A 21,143-nucleotide genomic window follows, 5' to 3' on the forward strand; every position below is an offset into this window, starting at 1 on the left:
CCATGGAAAGCTCACAGTACTTCTGGCTGCGCTCGACCGGCTTCCCCATTCATCACTTGACGGATCTGGGCCGATTCGCCGACCTGCCAGCGTGCCGCGCCTTCGAGCAAGACTTCCGCTCCTTGCAGACGCTGAAGGCGACGCTGCTTGAAAAGGCCAACGCGCATTCGCCCCAGGCCTGCCGCAAATTCATCCGCAAACTCAACGAGAACCAGGCCCTGCAACCCACCGATCTGCCAGAAGTACTGCGCGAACCTCTCGGTGAGGCGTTGCAACACTGGAATGCTTTGCTCGCGCGAACGTCAGCGCCTGAAGAAGCCGCCCGGGAATATGACGCCTATCTGGAAAGCGCCCGCCAAGGACTGATCGACTTCCTGGATGACGATGCGGTGGCCGAGGCCTTGTTCATCTCCAACCCGTCGGCGTTGACACGCATCCGTGAGCTGATCAGGGATCGGCACAGCAGGAACGACACCCGCAAAAAGCAGAAGCTGCGCTTGGGCTGGAGTTACGCGCAACGTTTCTGCGCCAAGAACGATACCTCCAGTTTTTTCGGACCTTTGGCCTGGGGCCGGTTCGATACCCGGCAGACAGCCAATGTGCATCTGACCCAGGATGACACGGCGTGGATCAAGGATCGCCACACCTTCTTTGAGAATTGGGTGGTACAGCGGTTGGTCGAACAGATCAACCAGCAATGCCCAGACACCGACCGTATGCCCTTGCAGCTCAATACCGGTTGCTACCTGCACGAACAGACCCTGTTCATGCCGATTGGCAAAAGCCAGCGCCTCAACCCGCAAACCGCCCAGGTACTGCAGTACATCAGCGAGCACCAGGATCGAGCCGCCACTTACGCGGGGATATTGAACGACTGTCCGCAAGACGCGGCTGGCACATTGCGCGATCTGCTGGAGCACCTGGTGAGCAAACGTATCGTGCGCCGGGGCTGGCAAATGTCGCCCCGTGAGCGTCACCCCATCGTGCAGCTGCAACGCTGTTTGGCCAACGCGGGGGTATCCGACCCGTTCAACCAGCTCTGGCAATCGCGCCTTGAAGCGCTGGAGGGCTTGCGCCATGACTATGCCCACGGCGACCTGATGCGTCGGACCGAATGCCTGGAGCGCTTGAACCAACTGCTTGGCGAGGCCGGGGTCGACCTCAGCCGAGAAACCGGCGCCATGTATGTCGGCCGTTACCCGCTGTACGAAGATTGTTCGAGAAACATGAACATCAGCCTTGGGCAAGCCATGCTCGACCAAGTCAACCAAGAACTGGCGCCGCTGATGCGTATCAATCAGTGGCTGATCAAAGCCATCGCGCACCAGCTCAATCAGGCCTTCATTGAGGTCTGGGAGCAGCGCCAGGTGGCCAACCCCGGCAAACCGGTTGATTTTCTCGACCTGCTCAACACCCTTGCCCCTCTGTTACCTGCACTTGAGGCGCGCATCATCGGCGACCTCGATCAGCGCCTGGAAAGCGCTTGGGCGCAACTGCTGCAGGACTTCCCGGAGCACGCCGAAGTGCGTCTGTGTGCTGCGGACGTCGAGCGCCTGATCAGCCTGCTGAACAGCCGTCTGGATGTCGAAGGCTTCGAGGTGTTCGGCAGCGACTTTCACTCTCCGGATATCCTGCTCTCCAGCGCCTCGGTCGAGGCTTTCAATCGCGGCGACTACGAAATCATCGTCGGTGAAGTGCACCCGGCAGTTCATACGCTGAGCCAGCCCGTTGCCGCCCCGTTCGGCCCCTTCAATACGCAGATAAACCAACAGGTGGAGGCGATTTTCCAACGCCCTCGCCTGGTACTGGCTGACTCGCCCGAGAGCTATCAGCGCTCCCACATCGACTGGCCACTGCAGCCCTCCTACCTGCAATTGGTGCTGCCGTCTGGCGGCGGTTGTGTCGCAGCGCACCAGCAGTTTGCCGCTGGCAGGGCAAAAGTGCTGCGGGTGAACGGTCGTCTGCAAGTGGTCGACGCCCTGGGTCAGTTCAGCGAAGACTTGCTGTGCGTGTACTCCACGCCCTTGCATCGGCTGGGCTTCGCCCTGGCCGGCAGCGCCGTGGCCAAACACGATCACCGCCGTATCTGGTTGGGCCGGACCCTCTACAAGCGCGCTTCCTGGCTATTTTCCCGCGATCGCCTGCCGGAACCGAAGGGCTCGATCGACGAGCTAGAACACACCCTGCAATGGCGTGCCTGGGCTGGCGCTCACGGTTTGCCCCGCTATGCCTTCGTCAAGATCGATACCGAACCCAAACCGCTGTTCCTCGACTTCGACAACCCTTTGTCCTTCGACGGCATCAGCAATGCGCTGAAGAACGCAGGCCACGTCAAGTTCTCGGAAATGCGACCGTGCCCCGATGAACTTTGGCTTGAAGAGGCACGAGGGCGTTTCTGCTGTGAAATACGCACAACCTTTTCCCCATGCGAGGCTCTTGCGACATGAGTAAAGAAAATACAGCCTCTTGCGCCAAGGCCGACCAGGAAATTAAGCACACCTTTGTGTACCTGTTTTTGACCATTTTCATTCCCTTTGGCCTCGGCCATTTCGTCTCGTACCTGTTTCGCACGGTCAACGCTTTGATCTATGTGGACCTGGAGCAGGAACTGCACCTGCCCGCCAGCAGCATGGGCCTGCTGACCGGCGTGTACTTTCTGACCTTCGCCGCGGCGCAGATTCCGCTCGGCGTCATGCTCGACCGCTACGGTCCGCGCAGCGTGCAGGCCCCCATGCTGTTGTTCGCGGTATTGGGCTCGCTGATTTTCAGCTTCTCCCACACCGAGCTGGGTCTGATCATCGGTCGCGGCCTGATCGGCCTGGGGGTAGCCGGTTCGCTGATGAGTGCGATCAAGGCGTGCACCATCTGGCTGCCGGTCGAGCGCCTGCCGCTGAGTACGGCGTGCCTGTTGTCGGTAGGCGGCCTGGGCGCCATGGCGTCCACCACGCCGCTGCATGAACTGCTCAAGTGGATCTCATGGCGTGAAGCGTTCTTGATTCTGGCGCTGTTGACTCTGTTCGTCAGCGTGGTCATTCACCTGAGCGTGCCGCGCACCTACAAACCCAAGCACACCACTCTGGCCGAAATGTCCAAGGCCGTGGGGACACTTTACTCCTCGTGGGTATTCTGGCGACTGGCGTTGTACTCGGTGTTTGCCCATGCGATCTACATGTCGGTGCTGTCGCTGTGGATGGGGCCGTGGCTGCGCGATGTCGCCCAGCTCAGCGAGTCGAGCATGGCCAATACCTTGCTCTGGGGCACCGTGGCGATGGTGGCAGGTTCGCTGGCCTTCGGCTCGATCACCGACTACCTGCGCCGCTTTGGTGTGCAGCCGATCATGGTGTGCGGCGCCGGGGTTGCGATCTTCATCGTGTTTCAATCGCTGATGATCAGCGGACTGCCGGTGTCGCCGCTGCTGATTGCCATGGGGTTCAGCTTCTTCGGCACCTCCACCACCATGAACTACGCGATCGTAGCTCAGTCGGTATCGCCTGAACTGGCCGGGCGGGTCAGTTCGTCGTTCAACCTGGTGGTGTTCGTGCTGGCGTTCGCCTTGCAATGGTTGATGGGAGAGATCCTGAACCTGTGGCCGGCCAATGGACAAGGGCATCCGGTGGAGGCTTACCAGTGGTCGCTGGGCGTGATGATTGCCTTGCAAGTACCTGGGGTGTTGCTGTGGCTGAGTTTCAAACCGTGGCAACTGAAAACAGCGACGGCGCGGTAAACGCTGGCGGCCAGCTCGTCTTCGTTGACCACAGGTCCGTCAAGCCGCCGCAAAAACCCGTCAGTTGCGCTGCGTATGAGCGAGCAAGGCAGGCTCAGCATCGAATCACTGACAGCACAGGCAACCGCTGATCAACGGTTGATCGGGGTCGCTTTCAAGAAAGGTGACCCTGACTTCCACGCCCGTCCGCAGTGGCGTCAATTCACACTGCCAATTGGCAGCGCCCCCTAGCCAACAGCTGCTTTTGTCGTCAAACCGACCTTCCCGATCCCAGGGAAACTTGACCTTGAGCCTCGCGCAGCGTCCATCAGTGCGCAGCGCTTCATCTTCCATGGCGATAACCAGCGCAGTCTGGCTGGGCACCTGCGGTTTCTCGTGAGCCAAAGGCGGACGATAGAGCGCATCCCCCGGCACAAGCATGAAGCGATTGCAGTAACCCGGATACCGGTCATCGTCAGCCGGGTCGCCACTGGCGGATTCATTCAATACCTGTGGCTGTCTGCCTTCATGGATGACCCGAGTCAGTAGCCATGGCTCATGGCGCTCTTGGCCCGGCGGGCCGGGGACTTCCACAACATGACCACTGGCTAGCCCGGTTTGCTGACCTTGGCTTTCAAGCGGACGGTAGGCCGCGCGGCGGTGCTCGCCGGCCTGCGGGGTGAGCTGCCTGGCGGGCTTGATCAGTCGCTCGGTGGCCCGGCTGTCGCCCTCGGGGGCGACAGCCGTGGCTTGCTCGATCCTGGGAAACACCGCCTGATGATCGCCAAACACCAGCACATGACCTTGAGCACTGTGCTGGAAGTGAAAGTGAATCCCCTCCTCCTCACACAAGCGCTGGATGAAGTGCAAATCCGTTTCACCAAACTGGGTACAGCAATCACGCTCGGGGTAGGTCGAGCCCAACTCGAAGCGGTAGGCATCGCCCAGAATCCCGTGTTCTTCGAGAATCAGGGCAACGATGGCCGGCACCGAAAACTGCTGATAGATCCTCTGGTTGGTGCGGTGGCGCAAGTAGGACAGGTGCGGAACCAGGGCCAGGTTGTAGCACTGGGTGTCCGCACATTGGGCGATGTGATAGATGCGCCCGTGAATGCCATGGCCGTGGCCATCGAAAGCCAGGAAGGCCTCCCTGTCGACCAGGCTTTGCAGTTCTAGGTCGGGTCGTTCACTCACACACTCCACCTTGAAAAAGTAAGGCTTGCTGATCGCCTCTTCCCCGGTGAATGCGAGCACTTGAACCTCATGCGCAAAACCGTCGATGGTCAAACAGAAGTGCGTTTGATTGGCTGGGCTGAACATCCACTGTGCTCCTCTTGGATCAGGTATTGAATGGACACAGGCGCATACCGCCAGGCGGGAAAGTTAATTTCCCGCATGACGAATACATTTCAACGAATGTTTTAAATAATGAGCCCGCACTCGCTATGAAACGTGCATGGCGCAGGAGAGGAAGAGTCAAACCCGATCAGATACTGCTCTTCACCTTAGTCCAGACCCGCGTCCGGATGCGCTCCAACTTCAATGGCAGCGGTTCAAGCGGAACCAGTGTTGCGACGGTTGCCTTGTCTGGATATATCCATGGGTTATCGCGCAACTTCTGCTGGACAAACTCGGTGGCATCCTTATTGGCATTAGGATACAGCGTGTGATTTGACGTTTTGGCAATCACTTCCGGACGCATCATGTAGTTGATAAACGCCAGGCCTTCTTTTGGGTGAGGCGCGTCTTTGAGCAGCACCAGGTTTTCCGACCAGACCAACGCACCTTCGCGAGGCAGGCTGTAGCTGATCGTGCGTCCGGTGTTGGCGCTCTCGTTGGCAGCCTGCGCCGCCAGGGCACCATTGGCCCAGCCCACCACGACACAAATGTTGCCGCCCGCCAAGTCAGCGTCGATTTTGGAAGAGTCGAAATAAACGATATAAGGCCGGATCTTCAACAGCAGTTCCTGAGCCTTCTGGTAATCATCCGGGTTCTTGCTATTGCTGGGGAGCCCAAGGTAATTCAAGGCAATCGAAATGATCTCGCTGGGCGAATCCAGCATGGCCACACCGCAAGACTTGAGCTTGCTGATGTTCTCTTCCTTGAAGATCAAGTCCCAACTATCGACCGGCGCATGATCACCCAATGCCGCTTTGACTTTATCCACGTCATAGCCAATGCCGGTGGTGCCCCACAAATAAGGCACAGCGTAGCGATTGCCTGGGTCGTTGACCGCCAGTTGGGCCAGGATGGCCGGATCGACGTGGGACAGGTTACTCAGCTGGGCAGGGTCCAGCGGCTGCAGCACCCCCGCTTCGATCAGGCTGGGCAACACATTGGAGGTCGCCACCACCACGTCGTAGCCGGTGCGACCGGCCATGACCTTGCTCTGCATGATCTCGGCACTGTCGAAGGCATCCATGTGAATTCGGGTGCCCGTGGCCTGTTCGAACTCTTTTGGCGTTTCCGGAGCCAGCAGCCCGAACCAGTTGTACAGGTACATCCCTGGCTCTACTGCACCTGCGGATGTACTGATTCCGGCGCAGAGCAACGCGACCGAAAAAACGGTTCGCAAAGGTGATTTTCTCATGCAACATCCCTGTCTAGACGACGTGCCCTCATGGCTGTCGTAAACCTTGAAGGCGAATATACCGAGCCTTGGGCAATAGTAAATACCTACGATTACTTACCCTTGACCCACGATTACCTAACCCTAAAGGGGTAGAAAATGCCACTCGACCTGCATAGCCTGGCTTGGCACCGCTCGATTGGAAAACTGATCATGCAGCTGAACCGTCCAGACTTCTGGAGTTCGCTTATTCGCACACTCAATGAATATGTGCAGATCGATAACTGGGTCGTGCTGATCTTCAGCAATCAACAAGTACAAGTGGTCAGTCTTCCCGAAGTAGCCGATGTGGAAGAAGTGGATGCGTTTATTCACCTGTATGTAAAGGGGCTATATCTGCTGGACCCCTTTTATATCGCCAATCGAGAAAACCCGCAGAGCGGATTCTTTCACCTGCTGGATATTGCACCGGAGTACTTTCGGGAAACCGAGTACTACCACAAGTACTTTGCGCAATACATTTCTGTCGATGAAGTGCAATACAACATCCAGCTCGATGCCGACAGAACCCTGTGCATCTCCATTGGCAGCGGCGTGCACTTCAATCAAGAACAGATCACGATGCTGGATCTGATCAAGCCGTGGGTCACTGCGTTGATGCATCAGCGCATGTGCTTTGAAACGGATGTCGAGAAAAACCTCAGCGCCCCGCCGCAATGGCCCGAAACCATTAGCCAGCTGGGCACACAAATAACCACCCGCGAGAGCGATGTACTCAGGCTGTTGCTCAGTGGCTTTTCCAACAAGGAGATCGCTGGCAAACTTTCCCTCTCGGCAGAGACGATAAAGGTTCACCGTCGCAACATTTACGCCAAGCTGAACATCAAGTCGCAATCCGAACTCTTCGCCCGATTCTTCATGCCAAAACAGGATGTTCTCTCTTGACGCTATCGACTTCGATGACGATCCCTGCCGGCAAACCGTAAGCAAACCACTGCATCGCCTGGATAACCCCGCATTCCATCAGCAACACCCTCCAAGCCCCTCTCAACACGGATGTCGAACACCCCATGTTTAAAGCCATTCTCTTCGGCCTGCTCTCCTGCGCCCTGGTGCTGCCTGTTTTCGGGCTGGTGATTTCACAGTTTCTCCCGCCTGGGTTCGTTGCCCTTGGCGAACCGGGTTGGAAACAACAGCACAATCAACTGGTCAGCCTGCATAGCGTTCAATGGCTGACGGTGCTGAGCTGGGCCCTCATGGCAGGGCTGGGGGGATTTGTCAGCACCCGGACCCACGCGACCCGCTCCTTGCGTCCCGCCCTCTGGGTCGGGGTCATCATCCTGCTGGTCTGGGGCATTCCCGTGGGGATCTTCTCCTTGAGCCAAATAAGCTGGGTGCATATCAGCTGCTGCCTGGCCATCATGCCGGCGGTACTGGCAGGGGGTGCACTGGCGCGCAGAAAGCTGAATCATTCGTCTGAACATCAACAGTGAACAGGTAGCCCTTCGATGGATATCCAATTTCGCGGTAACGCAATGCCTGGCAACCCCGCTGCCGGCACCTGCGATGAGTACAGCCTGAGCGGCATTTCCAGCCTGGATGAGCTGATCGACGCCTACCGCCAGATCGCCGACAAGCACCCGGGCTTCAGGCCCCTGCTCTCGCTGGATGACCTGCCCCAGGCCCGCTACACCTGCGGGCATGCACGCAACAACCTGGGGCTGGATGAGGCCTCGGAACAGGACATTGCCCAGTTACCTGCCGAATGCTTCGAACAGGGCGAATACCTGGGCTATTCCACCACCAAAGCCGAGTTCCCGATCTGCTTGCGCAACTTCACCAAGCTGGTGGCCGGCAGCTCGTTCGAAGAGGCTTGCGCCCACGGCCTGACCCTTGACCAGCCCGCCCTGCAGGAATGGATGGACTATCAGGACAACCCGGTTTCACTGCTCGACCAGCCTCTCTCGGCGCTCCTGGTTCCGGTCGAGCATGCCTGCCAGGCACTGGCTGCGTTTCCCAACGGCTATTTCAGTTGCGACCTGGGCCCCGCGCAAAACTATGCGCTAGCGCGCCATTTTGCTCAGGCCCACGGTTATGAATTGATCGGGGTTGGCGCGTCTTACCTCGGTTTCCTGCGTGCAGCGCCTGCCGACCTGCACGTCGCCAACGCCGTGGCGAAGGATTTTTGTGCGCTCTACAACACCCCTGAAGAGAACCGGCAAGCGGTGACTTCAGCGGTCGTCCAGGCGATCCGCGAGCGGACACACCTGTGGCTGCGCTACGTGGAATGACGCCTGGAGAAAGGGTGTGGATTCACAGGCTCAGCCGCTTCTCCATCGGCTGATAGATCAGCCCGGCAAACTCACCCTCCTCCCCAGCCAAGGCAAAACCGTAACCTTCGTAAGCGGCCACTGAGGACAGAGACGCTCTGACGGTTACCACATCGGCTCTGGCCTGCTCCAGAGCTGCGCTCACCAAGCGTTTGCCAACGCCGCGACGCTGCCACAGCGGCGCAACGAACAGCATCGCCACATGGCGCCCTTCCTTGAGTTCGATCAGTCCGACCAGGGTTCCCTCTGCGACACAAACCAGCATCAGGTTGTCACTCGCCATTCGTTCGGCAAACGCCTTCTGCGCCGCTACCTTGGCGAAGGTTTCCACGCCCTGCGCTGAGAGCGAAGGCGCAACTGCCAGCATGAACGCTTCCAGGCAAAGGGCAGTGGCGCTCGGCAGGTCTTCGTGAGTCATCTTGCGTATCTGCACAGTCGTCGTCCTTGGCTTGAGTGGAGTGTTTCTATACCAGAACACCCAACCTTGCGATACGCAGCAACGCCGCGGCAAACAGACACCTCGTTCAGCGATGTCGCTGCCTGCTTCGGCAGGGTCGGCATAACCACGCCGCCACATGCGTTCCCTTTTCAAGCTCAGAAAAAAGTGCTCCATCGCGAAGTGGTCCCGGCGGGACTGTTGCGACTCAAACCTTGCTGCGGGCCATTTCGCGCCAGTAACAATCAGTTTCCTTCTTCACTGGATGACTTGCGCCAAGCGCAGCGCCAGCGTCGATGCCTGTTCGGCACTGGCAACGTTAGTGAAGCCCATCCCCAGACCCTGCCTGGACTGGGCCTCCAGGTACCACTGTGACAGCGGCTCAACCGCGATGCCCACCGCCCGGGCGCGCTGGGCGAACTCGACATCATTTCCTTGCCCAAGACCGGCGACCAAGTGCATGCCGCCTGCTTGAGGGTTTATCTGTAAACCCTCGCCAAACTGTTGATGCAACGCATCGATCAGCCATTGACGGCGTCGCGCGTAGAGGCCGCGCATTTTATTTAGATGCCGTGCGAAGTGACCCTCGTTGAGGAAGGCGGTGACGGTCGCTTGAAGCAGGTGCGGGCAGTGATTGTGCAGACGATCCGCCTGACGGGCGAACGCTGGGGTCTGTTCGGCGGGCACCACCAGGTAGGCCAGGCGCAGCCCTGGAAACAGGACTTTGCTGAAGGTGCCGGTGTAGAGCACGCGGCCCTGCTGGTCGAGGCTCTTGAGGGCCGGCAAGGGCTTGCCCTGGTAGCGGTATTCGCTGTCGTAATCGTCCTCGATGATCCAGCTGCCTTGGCGGTTAGCCCAGTCCAGCAGGGCCAGGCGCCGTGGCAGGGACAGCGACACCCCCAGCGGGCTCTGGTGGGTCGGGGTGACCACGGCAAAGCCGGCCTCTGGGGCGCGGGCGATGCCTTGGGCGACGTCCAGGCCCTGATCGTCCACGGGCACCGGCACCAACTGCGCGCCGGCTTCCAGCAGTGCGTTCCTGGCCATGAAGTAGCCGGGCTCCTCCAGCCAGCAGGTGGCGCCTGGACGCATCAGGGTGTGGCTGATCAGGTCGAGGCAGGCGCGGTAGCCGGCGCAGACGAAAATCTGCTCCGGGTGGCAGGTGATGCCCCGGGAAATCCCCAGGTAGGAGGCAATGGCCGCCCGCAACGGGGCGTAGCCGCGAGCGTCCGGGTAGACCAGGCCTTCGACGCCCGCCTGGCGCAGTTGCCGGCCCGCCAGGCGGGTCCAGAGTTTGCGCGGAAAGGCGTCCAGCGCTGGCAGGCCCATTTGCAGTGCCAGGGGCGACATGCCGGCATGGGTGGCTTGGTGGGTCGTTGCAGCCACCGGGGCGCGTTGCACGGGCGCGGAAATCGGCGCCAGTTGCGGGGTGACAATGGTCCCGGCGGCCCCGCGAGCAATCAGGTAGCCCTCGCCTATCAGCAGTTGATAGGCGGCTTCCACGGTGCCCCGCGCCAGGTTCAGCTCCGCCGCCAAGGCGCGAACCGCCGGCACGCGGTCTCCCGGACGCAGGCGGCCATCGGCGATGGACTCGCGAAACCGCTGGTACAGCTGGCGATAGATCGGCGCCGTCTGGCTGCGGTCCAATTCGAAAGGAAGGATCATGGCCTAGTCATTTATGCATTTTTTGGCCCTGTAGCTTAAGCCATTGGCCTTCTACAGTGGGCCATCTCTTTGCAGCGGATGACGGACATGCCCTACACCCTTCAACACCTCGATAGCGAGGCGGCCCTGGCGGCCAGTTTCGACGTGATGCGTGTCTTGCGCCCGCACCTCACCCACCCGGCGGCCTATGTCGCCCAACTGGCCCGGCAAACCGAACAGGGCTACCGCTTGCTCGCCGCGTGGAACGCCGAGCGCATCGTCGGCCTGGCCGGTTACCGCGAGCTGGAAAACCTGCTCTACGGACGCTTCATCTACGTCGATGACCTGGTGGTGAGCCCGGAGCTGCAGCGCAGCGGCCTGGGAGCGCGGCTGTTGAGCGCCGTGCGGGATGAGGCCGCGCAGCGTCAATGCGATCACTTCGTGCTGGATACCGGCCTGCATATGCCTCTGGCCCAGCGCTTCTATTTCCGCCAGGGGTTGCTGGCCCGCGGCATGCACTTCACCCTGCGGCTTCGCGGTGGGGAGCCGGCATGAACACTGTCCTGTTGATCAACGCCAGCCCCCATGGCCAGGTTTCCCAGGGGCACCGGCTGGCACTGGAGCTGCTGAGCTCCCTGCGCCAACGCTATCCGCAGCTCGAACTGGTCGAGCGCGATCTGGGGGCGCAGCCGTTGCCACCGCTAGGCCTGGACTACGCCCACGCCCTGACCAGCGCCACGCCCTTCGACGCGCCGTTGTTCGAGGTGTCCGAAGGGCTGATTCGTGAGTTGGAGCGCTGCGATGTGCTGCTGATTGCCACGCCCATGCACAACTTCACCCTGCCGGCGGCGCTCAAGCTGTGGATCGACTATGTGCTGCGCATTCACCGCACCTTCAGCTCCGGCCCGGAGGGCAAGGTCGGCCTGCTCAAGGACCGCCCGGTGCATGTGCTGGTGAGTTCCGGCGGCTTTCACCAAGGCCCGCGGGCACGCCAACCGGACTTTCTCACGCCTTACCTGCGCCAGGTGCTGAACACCCTGGGTCTGTTCGACCTGCAGCTCACTTATCTGCAGGGCTTGGTGTTCGGTGACGAAGCGGTGCGCGCAACCCTCGACGAGGCCCGCAGCGCACTGTCCTTGCAGCCCCTGTTCAACCCCCTCGTTTGTGCCTGATCACTTTTTTCCATATCGGAGTTTCACCATGAGCCAACTCAGACTGCCCTTTGCCACTTTGTCGCCGGCCGCCTATCAAGGCCTGCTCGCCACCAACACCGCCCTGGCCGCCAGCCCCCTGGGCCTGCCCTTGCTGGAGCTGGTGTATTTGCGCGTGTCGCAGATCAACGGCTGCTCGTTCTGCCTGGGCAAGCACTCACAGACCCTGCGTGAATGTGGCGTCGCCCAGGACAAACTGGATTGCCTCGCCGGCTGGCGCGTCAGCGAACTGTTCAACGAGCGCGAACGCGCCGCCCTGGACTGGGCCGAAACCCTCACCTACGTCCACGACAAGGGCGCGCCGGACGCACTGTACGAACCGCTGAAAGCGCACTTTAGCGAGGTCGAGGTTTCCGACCTGACCTTGGCCGTGTCCTTGATGAATGCCTTTAACCGGCTGGCAGTGGGCATGAAGCTCTAAGAGCAAGCAGAGCCCAGCAGCCTCAATGATTCAGCCGTTAACCGTTCGCGCGGGTGCGTCCACCGCCGGGGCTGCTGCGGGTGCTGGTGCGCCACACCACTGTCGGCTTGAATCGTCGCCCTTCACGCCGGCTGGTCTTTATCAACCGGCAACGAAGCAAACATCTCAGCGCGGCACACCTCAAGAATCTCATCCGCCAGCGCCGAATCATCCGGGCAGGCACGGGACAAAATAATTGCACCGACCGCACGCGACAGCAGGTCGATCATTTTCTGCCTGCCCTCACCCGGTGCGGCATCCGGCCGGGTCGGGTATTTGTCCCCCAGGGTTTTCAGGGTGTGCTCGATCCCTTCGGCAAACCTCGCTTTCACATCATCCGATTGACGTGCCGCATCGCCACCCAATGCGGCCATGGTGCAACCGCCGCCACGTTCGTCGCGGTGTTCTCGGGTCACATAGACGTCGATGAAGCCAGGCACATCGAGCGCTTGCAGGCCAGCCAGCGACTTGGCAAGGCTGCAGGCCGAGGCCTCGGCCATGAGGTCGGCCTTCGAACCGAAATGCTTGTAGAAACCTCCATGGGTGAAACCGGCCGCCGCCATGAGGTCCGACACCCCCACACCGTCGAAGCCGCGCTCACGGAACAACTCTGAGGCCGTTTCAACGATGTGCTCTCGATTGGCCTGCGCCTGAGCCTTGCTCACTCTCACCTGCAATACCTCCTATACATCGGAAAATCATGGGCCCGATCATACATAGATGTCGATCATAATCAAAATCGTTGACAGCTTAGATTTCGATCATCATCCTAATTGCACGCACCACCGACCTCCACCCACGGGCACGCAAGAGACACCAGATGACCGATCAGAACCTGTTCACCCCTTACACCCTCGGCGCCCTCGCGCTGTCGAACCGCATCGTCCTCGCGCCACTGACCCGCAACCGCGCCGGCGCAGGCTCTGTTCCCAGCGAATTCGCCGCCACCTATTACAGCCAACGCGCTAGCGCCGGCTTGCTGATCAGCGAAGCCACGCAGATTTCCCAACAGGGCCAGGGCTATCAGGACACCCCCGGGATCTACACCCAGGCGCAGATTGAGGGCTGGCGCACCGTGACCGACGCCGTGCACGCCAAGGGCGCAAAGATCTTCGCGCAACTGTGGCATGTCGGCCGCGTATCCCACGTTGACCTGCAAGAAAACGGCGCCGCCCCCGTGGCCCCTTCCGCGTTGCGCGCGGCCACCCAGGTGTTCGTCAACAACCGCTTTGAAGACGCCAGCGAGCCGCGCGCACTGGACATCAGCGAACTGCCGGGGATAGTCGCCGATTTCCGCCAGGCCGCGGCAAACGCCATTGCCGCCGGCTTCGACGGCGTGGAAATTCACGGCGCGAACGGCTACTTGCTGGATCAGTTCCTCAAGGACAGTGCCAACGTGCGCACCGATGCTTACGGCGGCTCGATTGAAAACCGTGCGCGCCTGTTGCTCGAAGTCACCGCAGCCGTGATCAATGAAATCGGCGCAGATCGCACCGGGGTGCGCTTGTCGCCAGTGTCGCCGGCCAACGGTGTCTCCAGCAGCAATGCGCAGGCGCAATTCGATTACCTCGTCGATCAACTCGACGCCCTCGGCGTGGTTTACCTGCACATGGTCGAAGGTGCGACCGGTGGCCCGCGTGACGTGGCGCCATTGGATTTCGCCGCCCTGCGCCAGCGCTTCAAAAACACCTACATCGCCAACAACGGCTATGACCTGGAGCTGGCGACCTCGCGGCTCGCCGAAGACCAGGCCGATCTGATCGCCTTCGGTCGCCCGTTCATTGCTAACCCGGATCTTGTGGAGCGCCTGCAAAGCGGTGCGCCGCTGTCCGCCTTCAATCCCGCCACGCTCTATGGCGGCGGCGCGACGGGCTATATCGACTACCCGACCTTGGCCGAGTCGGGCGCCCGCGCCAACTGAGCCCTACCCGCTCACACCAGCTGTCTGTCCCTTTCCTGAAAGAGAGATACCCCCATGAACACTCGCCCTACCGTTCTCATCACCGGTGCCTCCAGCGGCATTGGCGCCACCTACGCCGAGCGCTTTGCACAACGCGGCCACGACCTGGTGCTGGTCGCCCGCGATCAGGCGCGCCTGGACGCACTGGCCGCCCAATTGCGCAGCGAGCACGAGGTCGCCGTCGAGGTGATGAAAGCGGATTTGACCCAACTCAGCGATCTGACCACCGTTGAAGTCCGCCTGCGCGACGACGCCCGCATCGGCATCCTCATCAATAATGCCGGCGCCGCCCTGTCCGGCAGCTTCGTCGAACAAAGCACCGACAGCGTTGCGCAACTGGTCGCCCTCAACACCACCGCGCTGGTGCGCCTGGCCAGTGCCATTACCCCGCGTCTGGCCAAGGCCGGCGATGGCGCGATCATCAACATCGGTTCGGTGGTGGGCCTGGCGCCGGAATTCGGCATGACGGTGTATGGCGCGACCAAGGCTTTCGTGCTGTTCCTGTCCCAAGGCCTGAGCCTGGAGCTGGCGCCCCGGGGCGTGTACGTGCAGGCCGTGCTGCCGGCGGCGACCCGCACGGAGATCTGGGACCGCTCCGGCGTCGACATCAACACCCTGAGCGACATCATGGAAGTCGGCGATCTGGTGGATGCCGCCCTGGTCGGTTTCGATCGGCGCGAACCGGTGACCATCCCGCCGCTGCAACAGGCCGAACGCTGGGATGACCTGCAGAACGCGCGTCAGGCCCTGCTGGGGCAGATCCGTCAATCCGAGGTTGCCCAGCGTTACCAGGCCCAACAATGATCGTCAGATAGCGAGCATTCGCGGCGGATTCGCGGCAGGCACTGCGACGAATCCGCTCCGCTGTTCGGAGTAGCAATGAATCCCATACAGACAACTCGCGCCCCGGCTGAGCAGACCTCGTTCATCGACGCGGCGAACCAGTCGATCATGGTCAGGGGCATTCCCTTCGCCTATCGCGATACCGGCCCCGCTGGCGGCGTGCCCCTGGTGCTGTTCAACCATTGGGGCGCGGTGCTGGACCACTTCGACCCAGCCATCATCGATGGGCTGGCACAGACCCGGCGGGTCATCACCACCGACTATCGCGGCATCGGCGGCTCGGGTGGCAGCGCGCCACTGACGGTCGGCGAAATGGCGCAAGACGCCATTGAGTTGATCCAGGCCCTGGGGTTCAAGAGTGTCGATGTACTGGGCTTTTCACTCGGCGGCTTCGTTGCTCAGGAGATCGCCCTCAAGGCCCCCGAATGGGTGCGCCGCTTGATTCTCACCGGCACCGGACCGGCCGGCGGCAGCGGTATCGACAAGGTCGGCTCGGTGACCTGGCCCTTGATGCTCAAAGGCTTGCTGACCTTGCGCGATCCCAAGGTCTACCTGTTCTTCACGTCGACGGACAATGGTCGCCGAGCCGCCTCGGCGTATCTGCAACGGCTCAAAGCACGCCGGAAAAATCACGACAAGGGCCCGACGCCGCGGGCTTTCCTGCGGCAGTTGCAGGCCATCACGGCATGGGGCAAACAGACGCCGCACGATCTGCAACACCTGAAAACGCCGACGCTGGTGGTCAACGGCGACAATGACCTCATGGTACCCAGCGTCAACTCGCGCGCCCTGGCTGAGCGCATCCCCCATGCGCAGCTTGTGCTGTATGAGGACGCCGGCCACGGCAGCATTTTCCAGCACCACACGGACTTCGTGACCCGGGTATTGAGGTTCCTTGATGACTGACAGCACCTGGCCGCAACCGCAACAGCCCCCCTACTGACGCCAACCCAACAGAGCCGCATACCCATGAAGGCATTTTCAATTGATCGCTACGGCAAGAACAGCGGACGCCTGAGCGAAGTCCCCACGCCCGAGGTGGGGCCCCACGATGTATTGATCGAGGTTCATGCCAGCAGCGTCAACCTGCTGGATTCGAAAATCCGCCAGGGCGAATTCAAGCTGATCCTGCCTTATAAATTGCCGCTGATATTGGGCAATGACCTGGCAGGGGTCGTGGTCGAAGTCGGCCCGCAAGTGCGGCGTTTCAAACCCGGCGATGCCGTTTATGCTCGCCCGCCGCAAACGCGGATCGGCACCTTTGCCCAATGGATCGCCGTGCATCAGGACGCGGTCGCTCTCAAGCCGGCCAACATCGACATGGCGCAAGCCGCGTCCATTCCCCTGGTGGCCCTGACTGCCTGGCAAGTGCTGGTGGAAACCGCGCAACTGAAAAAAGGCCAGAAAGTGCTGATCCATGCAGGCTCAGGCGGCGTCGGCACCCTGGCCATCCAGCTTGCCAAGCACCTCGGCGCCTTTGTCGCGACCACCACCAGCACGGGGAATGTCGAATGGGTCAAAGCCCTGGGCGCCGATCAGGTGATCGACTACAAGCAGCAGAATTTCGAAAGCCTCTTGCATGGCTACGACCTGGTGTTGAACAGCCTCGGTGCCGATGTGCTGGAGAAATCCCTCAAGGTCCTCAAGCCCGGCGGCCAGCTGATTTCCATCTCCGGTCCCCCCACCGTGCAGTTCGCCCAGGAGCAAGGCTTGTCCTGGCCATTGCAGCAGGTCATGCGCCTCTTGAGCTTCGGTATCCGGCGCAAGGCGCGCCAGCGGGACGTCCGCTACGCCTTTGTGTTCATGCGGGCCGATGGCGCCCAGCTGCAACAGATCACCGCGCTGATCGAGGCCGGCATCATCAAGCCTGTGGTTGACCGCAGCTTCAGTTTCGAATCGACGGCAGAGGCCTTGCAGTACGTCGAGCAGGGACGAGCCAAGGGCAAGGTGGTGATCAAGATCAAATGACCACAGCGCCTACCGATGACCCGACTGAATCGACGACAGCCCCTGAACCCGACGAGGCAACGCCGGCGCAGGCGCCGGACAAACCTGCACCGCAAGAGCCGGCGGGTGCTGTTGCGCCGCCGATTCTTTGGCGCCGCTTGATGCTGGAGCCGTAGCGAAACCGCGTGAGTTTGCCCGGGTTCCGGTCGTCACCCAGGCCGGCTAGACCTCGGCAGACGCCCCCTCATCGGCTTCGCGCAGAATCCGTTCAAGCGCCGGCCGCGTCCACTTTTCCCAAGGCAACTCATCCTGCCCATCCCCCGGGTGACGATACTCTCCGGCATCAAACGCGAGGTAGATGGAAAAGGCCGGCTCGGGCATGTCAGCGTTCAAGGACAGATCAACAATGTCACTGAACAAGGTATTCATGACCGCATCGCCGTAATGAAAGTCGCGCCGCCCCTCGATAAAGAGCCGGGCCACCGCCATGGCGACTTGATTGAAAAGAGCGCACCGGTCTATCTGCACCCCGTCATACAGACGATTCAAGTCATGGCAGGAGTCGCTTTCGATCGCTTCCAGCACCTTGTGAAGCTCGGCTTCACTCAACATCCTCTGCATCCACTGGCCCACCGTTTGTCCGGAAGGCGCAGATTAGCATCCGCCAGACGCCCTGTTCATCGGATCAAGGCCACCGAAGAGGACCGGCAAGCCTGGGCGCTGAAAGCCGCGGCAAAAACACCTACACCGCACGAACCACGGTGTAAGTGAGGGTGGCGGAAAACAGCGCCAGAACGACGGCGGTGCCCCGGGAAAACAGCGGTCCAGAAACCCGCCCCAGGTATTCGGCTCGAATGCCCGCCCCCAGCGAGACCCAGAGCAAGGCTATTGGCGCCAGTGCCAGGAAGAAAGCGCTTAATGACGGCAGGAACCCTCCCAGGCTGGCGAATGAGCTGGCCGGGAAGATCACACTGGCGAAGATCAGCCCCTTGGGGTTGAGCAAGGTGGCAATCAACAGGTGCCGTGGCCAGCTCTCAAAGCGCTCGGTGTGCTGGGCTCCGGTGGTGGAAGTCTTCCAGGTCTTCAAGGCCAGCGCTGCGATGTACAAGGCGCACAGCAGCTTGATCAGGTGGATCAGCCACGGGTAGTCGTGGGACAGCAGCACAAGCCCCCAGCCCCAAGTGCAGATCGAAACGGTGTAGCCGAGCATTTCGATCAACACCAGTGGCAGCGAGCGCAACACGCCGAACTTGAAGCCCGAGGCCAGCAGCAAGGTGTTTGAGGGCCCCGGCACTACCAGTATCAGGGACGAAAAAAGCGCGATCTTGTAGAGGTCATCCATTTGCATGGCTTCCTATTCCGTTAGGAAAGTGGGTCTGTGGGGAGTGCTGCCAGAGGCAGCGTTTCAGGGGCTCAGGTGGAATGCCTACCCATGGATTTGTAAATGCTGATCAGGTGAGTACGCAGTTGACTGTCGCTATTGACCAGGTCGCGCTGCGCCTCCAGCACGGTGCGCTGCGCTTCCAGTTCCTCCAGGTAGCTGGCCTCCCCGGCCGCGTACCGGACGCGGGTCCACTCATAGGTGCGGGCCTTGCTGTCATAGCTGTCCTTGAGGTGCGCGGCACGCTGGTATTCGTTGTGGTAGCGGCTCATGGCATCGTCCACTTCCTGCCAGGCTGCCAGTACGGTCCGGTGAAATGCCACGGCCGCCTCTTGCTGTTCGAGTGTGCGCAGGACCACGGTCTTGCTGCGCCGCCCACGGTCGAACAGCGGCAGGTCCAGGCGCGGCCCTACCGACCAGGTGCGGCTGCTCCAGTCGGCAAACTGGCCGCTCTTGTAGGATTCGAAGCCGAAGTCGGCCCCCAGCATCACGCTCGGGTACAGTTCGGCCTCGGCCACTCCGATGCCCGCCGTCGCCCGGTGCAAGCGGGCCTGGGCCGCGCGGATGTCCGGACGCTCCCGGGCCAGGTCGCCAGGCAGGCCCAACTGCAGGTTGGGCAGCGGGCGGCTCAAGGCATTATCAGGCCGCTCCGCGAGCAAGGTTTCCAGGGCTCCGGGATGCTCCCCCAGCAACAGCGCAATACGGTTGCCCGCCTGGGTGTGCAGCGCCTTCCAACCCGGTATCTGTGCATGCAGCGAGGCCAGCCGTGCCTCTTGGCGTTCCACCGCGAACCCGTCTTCCTCGCCCTCCCGGGCCTGGACGGCAACCACTTGCAGGTGCGCGGCCAGGATCTGTGCCTCCTGCTCCAGAAGACGGGTCTGGCGCTGTGCGGTACGCACTTCGAAGTAGTTTCGCGCCAGCTCGCTGGAGACACTGAGCAACACGTCGTCCAGGGTCGCGGCCGCACCATCGACCTCGGCCTGGGCGGCTTCACCCAGGCGTGACACCCGCCCCCAGAGATCCAGCTCCCATGAAACGTCGAACCCGGCCTGGTACAGGCTATAAGGGTCGGTAAGCACCTTTTCCAGGGCATCACTGTCGCTGCCCAAGGCTTCAAGCATTCGATTGTTCGGCGCGTACCGGCTTTGCCGGTTTCGCGAAGCCGCCGCGGAAAAGGACACTTCAGGCGTTTCCAGGGAAGCGACTATCTGGCGTTGCAACCGCACCTGGGCAAACCGCAGCAAGGCCGTGTGCAGGTCCGGGCTGCCTTCGCGCACCTGGGCCTGCAGCTGGTCCAGCACCGGGTCGCCAAACACCTGCCACCAGTTGCCGTCTGCGGTGTGCGAGGTGGTCGCCGGGGCTTTGCCCGGCACCGAAGAGGCTGGCGGGCCACTGTGCCAATCCGTCCAGCGTTCCGGGCTAGGTACTGCCGGTGCCTTGAAATCGGGCCCGACGGTGCAGGCGGTGATGGCCAGCAGCATGGCCAGCGTCAGCCCATTACGCAGGTATCCAGAGTGAGTAGTTTTCATGACGTTCCTTATCACACCAATCGATTGCGAAACAGCCACGCAGCCAGCGGCAGGGTCACCAGCGCAACGGCAAACATGGGCACCAGGTTCCAGGACACATCCGCCAGCGTTGCCCCCTCCAGGTAGATCCTCCTGACCAGGTCGATGGCAAAGCGCAGCGGATCGAGATAGGTCAGCAGTTGCAGGGCCTCGGGCATGCTGTGCACCGGGGTGATCAGGCCGGAGAGCAGGATCAGCGGCATCATCAGCACGAAGGTGTACACCATGGCCTGCTGCATGTTGGCCGACAGCGCCGAGATCGACAGTCCGATGCCCACGCAGGCGCTGGTGAAGACGAATAGCCCCAGGTACAGGTCCAGCACGGAGCCGATCATGGGGATCTTGAACCAGAACAGGCCGATGAGGAGGATCAGGCTGGACTGCAAAAGACCGATCAGTACCGACGGCAGTGCCTTGCCCAGCAAGATCACGAAAGGCGTCAGCGGAGTCACCAGCAACTGGTCGAAGGTGCCCTGCTCGCGCTCCCTGGCTACCGACAACGCCGCCAGCATCAGGGTCTGGATCATGCTCAGCGCGGCGATCAGGCCCGGCACTATGTTCCAGCGGGTTTGCAGGTTGGGGTTGAACCAGGCACGGGTCTCCAGGCGGATCGGCGCGTTGTCCACCGCCAGGAACTGCTGGTTGAAGTCAGCCACCAGGTTGGCGATATGCCCGGCCGCCATTCCCGCGGTCGTCGAGTTGCGACCATCCAGGATCAACTGCAAGCCGGCGTTTTCATGCCGGCTCAGGCGCTCGTCGAAGTCTGCGGCGATATGCAGCACCAGCAAGGCACTGCCCCGGTCGATCACCGGGGCGATCTCATCGACGCTGGTCAGGGTCGACACTCGGGCAAACACCCCGGAGGCATCGAAGCGTGCCAAAAGCTCTGTCGAAGCGCGCCCCTGGCTCTGATCCAGCACGGCATAAGGCACGTAGTTCAGGTCGTAGGTGGCGCCGTAGCCGAACAGCAATGACTGGACGATCGCCGGGGCAATCAGGATCACCCGGTTGGCCGGGTCCTTGACGATGGCCAGGAACTCCTTCTGAAACAGGAACAGCAACTCGCGTAGGAAATTCATTAGCTTGTCCATGGC

At 61.3% G+C, this 21,143-nt stretch carries 21 protein-coding genes; 12 read left to right on the plus strand and 9 right to left on the minus strand.

Features of this window, described 5'->3' with window-relative positions; genetic code table 11:
* The first annotated feature begins 2 nt into the window (after positions 1-2).
* Both DWF74_RS01880 and DWF74_RS01885 read left to right on the plus strand, forming a co-directional pair.
* The gene (locus DWF74_RS01880; RefSeq protein WP_115580163.1) at positions 3-2,447 is read left to right on the plus strand and encodes a lantibiotic dehydratase; all 2,445 of its coding nucleotides are present in this window, start codon (positions 3-5) and stop codon (positions 2,445-2,447) included.
* Entirely contained in the window at positions 2,444-3,724 is a 1,281-nt protein-coding gene (locus DWF74_RS01885; RefSeq protein ID WP_115580164.1) for an MFS transporter, read from the plus strand. The genes DWF74_RS01880 and DWF74_RS01885 overlap by 4 nt, the downstream gene beginning before the upstream one ends.
* A gap of 105 nt (positions 3,725-3,829) precedes the next feature.
* Here the strand turns inward: DWF74_RS01885 and DWF74_RS01890 are convergent, their stop codons facing one another.
* Positions 3,830-5,023 (minus strand): contractile injection system protein, VgrG/Pvc8 family, encoded by a 1,194-nt coding sequence (locus DWF74_RS01890; RefSeq protein WP_115580165.1) that lies wholly within the window; start codon positions 5,021-5,023, stop codon positions 3,830-3,832.
* Positions 5,024-5,189: 166 nt separating this feature from the next.
* Entirely contained in the window at positions 5,190-6,293 is a 1,104-nt protein-coding gene (locus DWF74_RS01895) for a polyamine ABC transporter substrate-binding protein (protein ID WP_102863386.1), read from the minus strand.
* Between the two features lie 138 nt (positions 6,294-6,431).
* Here DWF74_RS01895 and DWF74_RS01900 point away from each other — a divergent pair, with 138 nt between their 5' ends.
* From DWF74_RS01900 to DWF74_RS01910, 3 genes are all read left to right on the plus strand, one after another.
* Positions 6,432-7,217, plus strand: coding sequence for a response regulator transcription factor (locus DWF74_RS01900; RefSeq protein WP_102863385.1), 786 nt, complete (start codon positions 6,432-6,434; stop codon positions 7,215-7,217).
* 125 nt (positions 7,218-7,342) lie between these two features.
* The gene (locus tag DWF74_RS01905; protein ID WP_102863384.1) at positions 7,343-7,765 is read left to right on the plus strand and encodes a hypothetical protein; all 423 of its coding nucleotides are present in this window, start codon (positions 7,343-7,345) and stop codon (positions 7,763-7,765) included.
* Positions 7,766-7,780: 15 nt separating this feature from the next.
* Positions 7,781-8,563 (plus strand): hypothetical protein, encoded by a 783-nt coding sequence (locus tag DWF74_RS01910; RefSeq protein ID WP_240322007.1) that lies wholly within the window; start codon positions 7,781-7,783, stop codon positions 8,561-8,563.
* Between the two features lie 22 nt (positions 8,564-8,585).
* Here the strand turns inward: DWF74_RS01910 and DWF74_RS01915 are convergent, their stop codons facing one another.
* Both DWF74_RS01915 and DWF74_RS01920 read right to left on the minus strand, forming a co-directional pair.
* Entirely contained in the window at positions 8,586-9,035 is a 450-nt protein-coding gene (locus tag DWF74_RS01915) for a GNAT family N-acetyltransferase (RefSeq protein WP_115580167.1), read from the minus strand.
* A 261-nt stretch (positions 9,036-9,296) separates the two neighbouring features.
* Positions 9,297-10,700, minus strand: a complete 1,404-nt coding sequence (locus DWF74_RS01920) for a PLP-dependent aminotransferase family protein (RefSeq protein ID WP_115580168.1) — start codon at positions 10,698-10,700, stop codon at positions 9,297-9,299.
* An 87-nt stretch (positions 10,701-10,787) separates the two neighbouring features.
* On the opposite strand from DWF74_RS01920, the gene DWF74_RS01925 reads away from it, so the two are divergent.
* From DWF74_RS01925 to DWF74_RS01935, 3 genes are read left to right on the plus strand one after another with little or no spacing between them, the layout of a single operon-like run.
* Positions 10,788-11,234 carry a GNAT family N-acetyltransferase gene (locus DWF74_RS01925; protein WP_115580169.1) on the plus strand — a complete coding sequence of 149 codons (447 nt, stop codon included), beginning with the start codon at positions 10,788-10,790 and terminating at the stop codon, positions 11,232-11,234.
* Positions 11,231-11,851, plus strand: coding sequence for an FMN-dependent NADH-azoreductase (locus DWF74_RS01930; RefSeq protein ID WP_115580170.1), 621 nt, complete (start codon positions 11,231-11,233; stop codon positions 11,849-11,851). The genes DWF74_RS01925 and DWF74_RS01930 overlap by 4 nt, the downstream gene beginning before the upstream one ends.
* 28 nt (positions 11,852-11,879) lie before the next feature.
* Positions 11,880-12,311 (plus strand): carboxymuconolactone decarboxylase family protein, encoded by a 432-nt coding sequence (locus tag DWF74_RS01935; protein WP_115580171.1) that lies wholly within the window; start codon positions 11,880-11,882, stop codon positions 12,309-12,311.
* 122 nt (positions 12,312-12,433) lie between these two features.
* Here DWF74_RS01935 and DWF74_RS01940 read toward each other — a convergent pair whose 3' ends face one another.
* Entirely contained in the window at positions 12,434-13,021 is a 588-nt protein-coding gene (locus tag DWF74_RS01940) for a TetR/AcrR family transcriptional regulator (protein ID WP_180988380.1), read from the minus strand.
* Positions 13,022-13,170: 149 nt separating this feature from the next.
* Here DWF74_RS01940 and DWF74_RS01945 point away from each other — a divergent pair, with 149 nt between their 5' ends.
* The 4 genes from DWF74_RS01945 to DWF74_RS01960 all read left to right on the plus strand — a co-directional run bounded on the left by DWF74_RS01945 (position 13,171) and on the right by DWF74_RS01960 (position 17,121).
* On the plus strand, positions 13,171-14,271 hold the full coding sequence (locus DWF74_RS01945) for an alkene reductase (protein WP_115580172.1): 1,101 nt from the start codon (positions 13,171-13,173) through the stop codon (positions 14,269-14,271).
* 54 nt (positions 14,272-14,325) lie between these two features.
* Positions 14,326-15,114 carry an SDR family NAD(P)-dependent oxidoreductase gene (locus DWF74_RS01950; protein ID WP_115580173.1) on the plus strand — a complete coding sequence of 263 codons (789 nt, stop codon included), beginning with the start codon at positions 14,326-14,328 and terminating at the stop codon, positions 15,112-15,114.
* A 75-nt stretch (positions 15,115-15,189) separates the two neighbouring features.
* Positions 15,190-16,059 (plus strand): alpha/beta fold hydrolase, encoded by an 870-nt coding sequence (locus tag DWF74_RS01955; protein ID WP_115580174.1) that lies wholly within the window; start codon positions 15,190-15,192, stop codon positions 16,057-16,059.
* A 63-nt stretch (positions 16,060-16,122) separates the two neighbouring features.
* Positions 16,123-17,121, plus strand: a complete 999-nt coding sequence (locus DWF74_RS01960; protein WP_115580175.1) for an NADP-dependent oxidoreductase — start codon at positions 16,123-16,125, stop codon at positions 17,119-17,121.
* A gap of 201 nt (positions 17,122-17,322) precedes the next feature.
* On the opposite strand, the gene DWF74_RS01965 is transcribed toward DWF74_RS01960, so the two are convergent.
* The 4 genes from DWF74_RS01965 to DWF74_RS01980 form a co-directional block, all read right to left on the minus strand.
* Entirely contained in the window at positions 17,323-17,712 is a 390-nt protein-coding gene (locus tag DWF74_RS01965; protein ID WP_240322008.1) for a hypothetical protein, read from the minus strand.
* A gap of 130 nt (positions 17,713-17,842) precedes the next feature.
* A complete protein-coding gene (locus tag DWF74_RS01970; protein WP_205413473.1) occupies positions 17,843-18,442 on the minus strand; it encodes a LysE family translocator in 600 nt (199 codons plus the stop codon).
* Between the two features lie 71 nt (positions 18,443-18,513).
* A complete protein-coding gene (locus tag DWF74_RS01975; RefSeq protein WP_115580176.1) occupies positions 18,514-20,010 on the minus strand; it encodes an efflux transporter outer membrane subunit in 1,497 nt (498 codons plus the stop codon).
* A gap of 11 nt (positions 20,011-20,021) precedes the next feature.
* Positions 20,022-21,140 carry an ABC transporter permease gene (locus DWF74_RS01980; protein WP_115580177.1) on the minus strand — a complete coding sequence of 373 codons (1,119 nt, stop codon included), beginning with the start codon at positions 21,138-21,140 and terminating at the stop codon, positions 20,022-20,024.
* Between the last annotated feature and the right edge of the window lie 3 nt (positions 21,141-21,143).

The organism is Pseudomonas protegens (assembly GCF_003363755.1).
In the GTDB taxonomy this organism is placed as follows: domain Bacteria; phylum Pseudomonadota; class Gammaproteobacteria; order Pseudomonadales; family Pseudomonadaceae; genus Aquipseudomonas; species Aquipseudomonas danubii.

Bases quoted from the DNA above. Each gene is read 5' to 3' on its own strand.
- DWF74_RS01880 (WP_115580163.1), top strand. From the start codon at position 3: ATGGAAAGCTCACAGTACTTCTGGCTGCGCTCGACCGGCTTCCCCATT.
- DWF74_RS01980 (WP_115580177.1), bottom strand. From the start codon at position 21,140: ATGGACAAGCTAATGAATTTCCTACGCGAGTTGCTGTTCCTGTTTCAG.
- DWF74_RS01930 (WP_115580170.1), top strand. From the start codon at position 11,231: ATGAACACTGTCCTGTTGATCAACGCCAGCCCCCATGGCCAGGTTTCC.
- DWF74_RS01920 (WP_115580168.1), bottom strand. From the start codon at position 10,700: ATGATCCTTCCTTTCGAATTGGACCGCAGCCAGACGGCGCCGATCTAT.
- DWF74_RS01960 (WP_115580175.1), top strand. From the start codon at position 16,123: ATGAAGGCATTTTCAATTGATCGCTACGGCAAGAACAGCGGACGCCTG.
- DWF74_RS01900 (WP_102863385.1), top strand. From the start codon at position 6,432: ATGCCACTCGACCTGCATAGCCTGGCTTGGCACCGCTCGATTGGAAAA.
- DWF74_RS01885 (WP_115580164.1), top strand. From the start codon at position 2,444: ATGAGTAAAGAAAATACAGCCTCTTGCGCCAAGGCCGACCAGGAAATT.
- DWF74_RS01975 (WP_115580176.1), bottom strand. From the start codon at position 20,010: ATGAAAACTACTCACTCTGGATACCTGCGTAATGGGCTGACGCTGGCC.
- DWF74_RS01890 (WP_115580165.1), bottom strand. From the start codon at position 5,023: ATGTTCAGCCCAGCCAATCAAACGCACTTCTGTTTGACCATCGACGGT.
- DWF74_RS01905 (WP_102863384.1), top strand. From the start codon at position 7,343: ATGTTTAAAGCCATTCTCTTCGGCCTGCTCTCCTGCGCCCTGGTGCTG.
- DWF74_RS01895 (WP_102863386.1), bottom strand. From the start codon at position 6,293: ATGAGAAAATCACCTTTGCGAACCGTTTTTTCGGTCGCGTTGCTCTGC.
- DWF74_RS01910 (WP_240322007.1), top strand. From the start codon at position 7,781: ATGGATATCCAATTTCGCGGTAACGCAATGCCTGGCAACCCCGCTGCC.
- DWF74_RS01955 (WP_115580174.1), top strand. From the start codon at position 15,190: ATGAATCCCATACAGACAACTCGCGCCCCGGCTGAGCAGACCTCGTTC.
- DWF74_RS01945 (WP_115580172.1), top strand. From the start codon at position 13,171: ATGACCGATCAGAACCTGTTCACCCCTTACACCCTCGGCGCCCTCGCG.
- DWF74_RS01965 (WP_240322008.1), bottom strand. From the start codon at position 17,712: ATGTTGAGTGAAGCCGAGCTTCACAAGGTGCTGGAAGCGATCGAAAGC.
- DWF74_RS01950 (WP_115580173.1), top strand. From the start codon at position 14,326: ATGAACACTCGCCCTACCGTTCTCATCACCGGTGCCTCCAGCGGCATT.
- DWF74_RS01925 (WP_115580169.1), top strand. From the start codon at position 10,788: ATGCCCTACACCCTTCAACACCTCGATAGCGAGGCGGCCCTGGCGGCC.
- DWF74_RS01970 (WP_205413473.1), bottom strand. From the start codon at position 18,442: ATGGATGACCTCTACAAGATCGCGCTTTTTTCGTCCCTGATACTGGTA.
- DWF74_RS01935 (WP_115580171.1), top strand. From the start codon at position 11,880: ATGAGCCAACTCAGACTGCCCTTTGCCACTTTGTCGCCGGCCGCCTAT.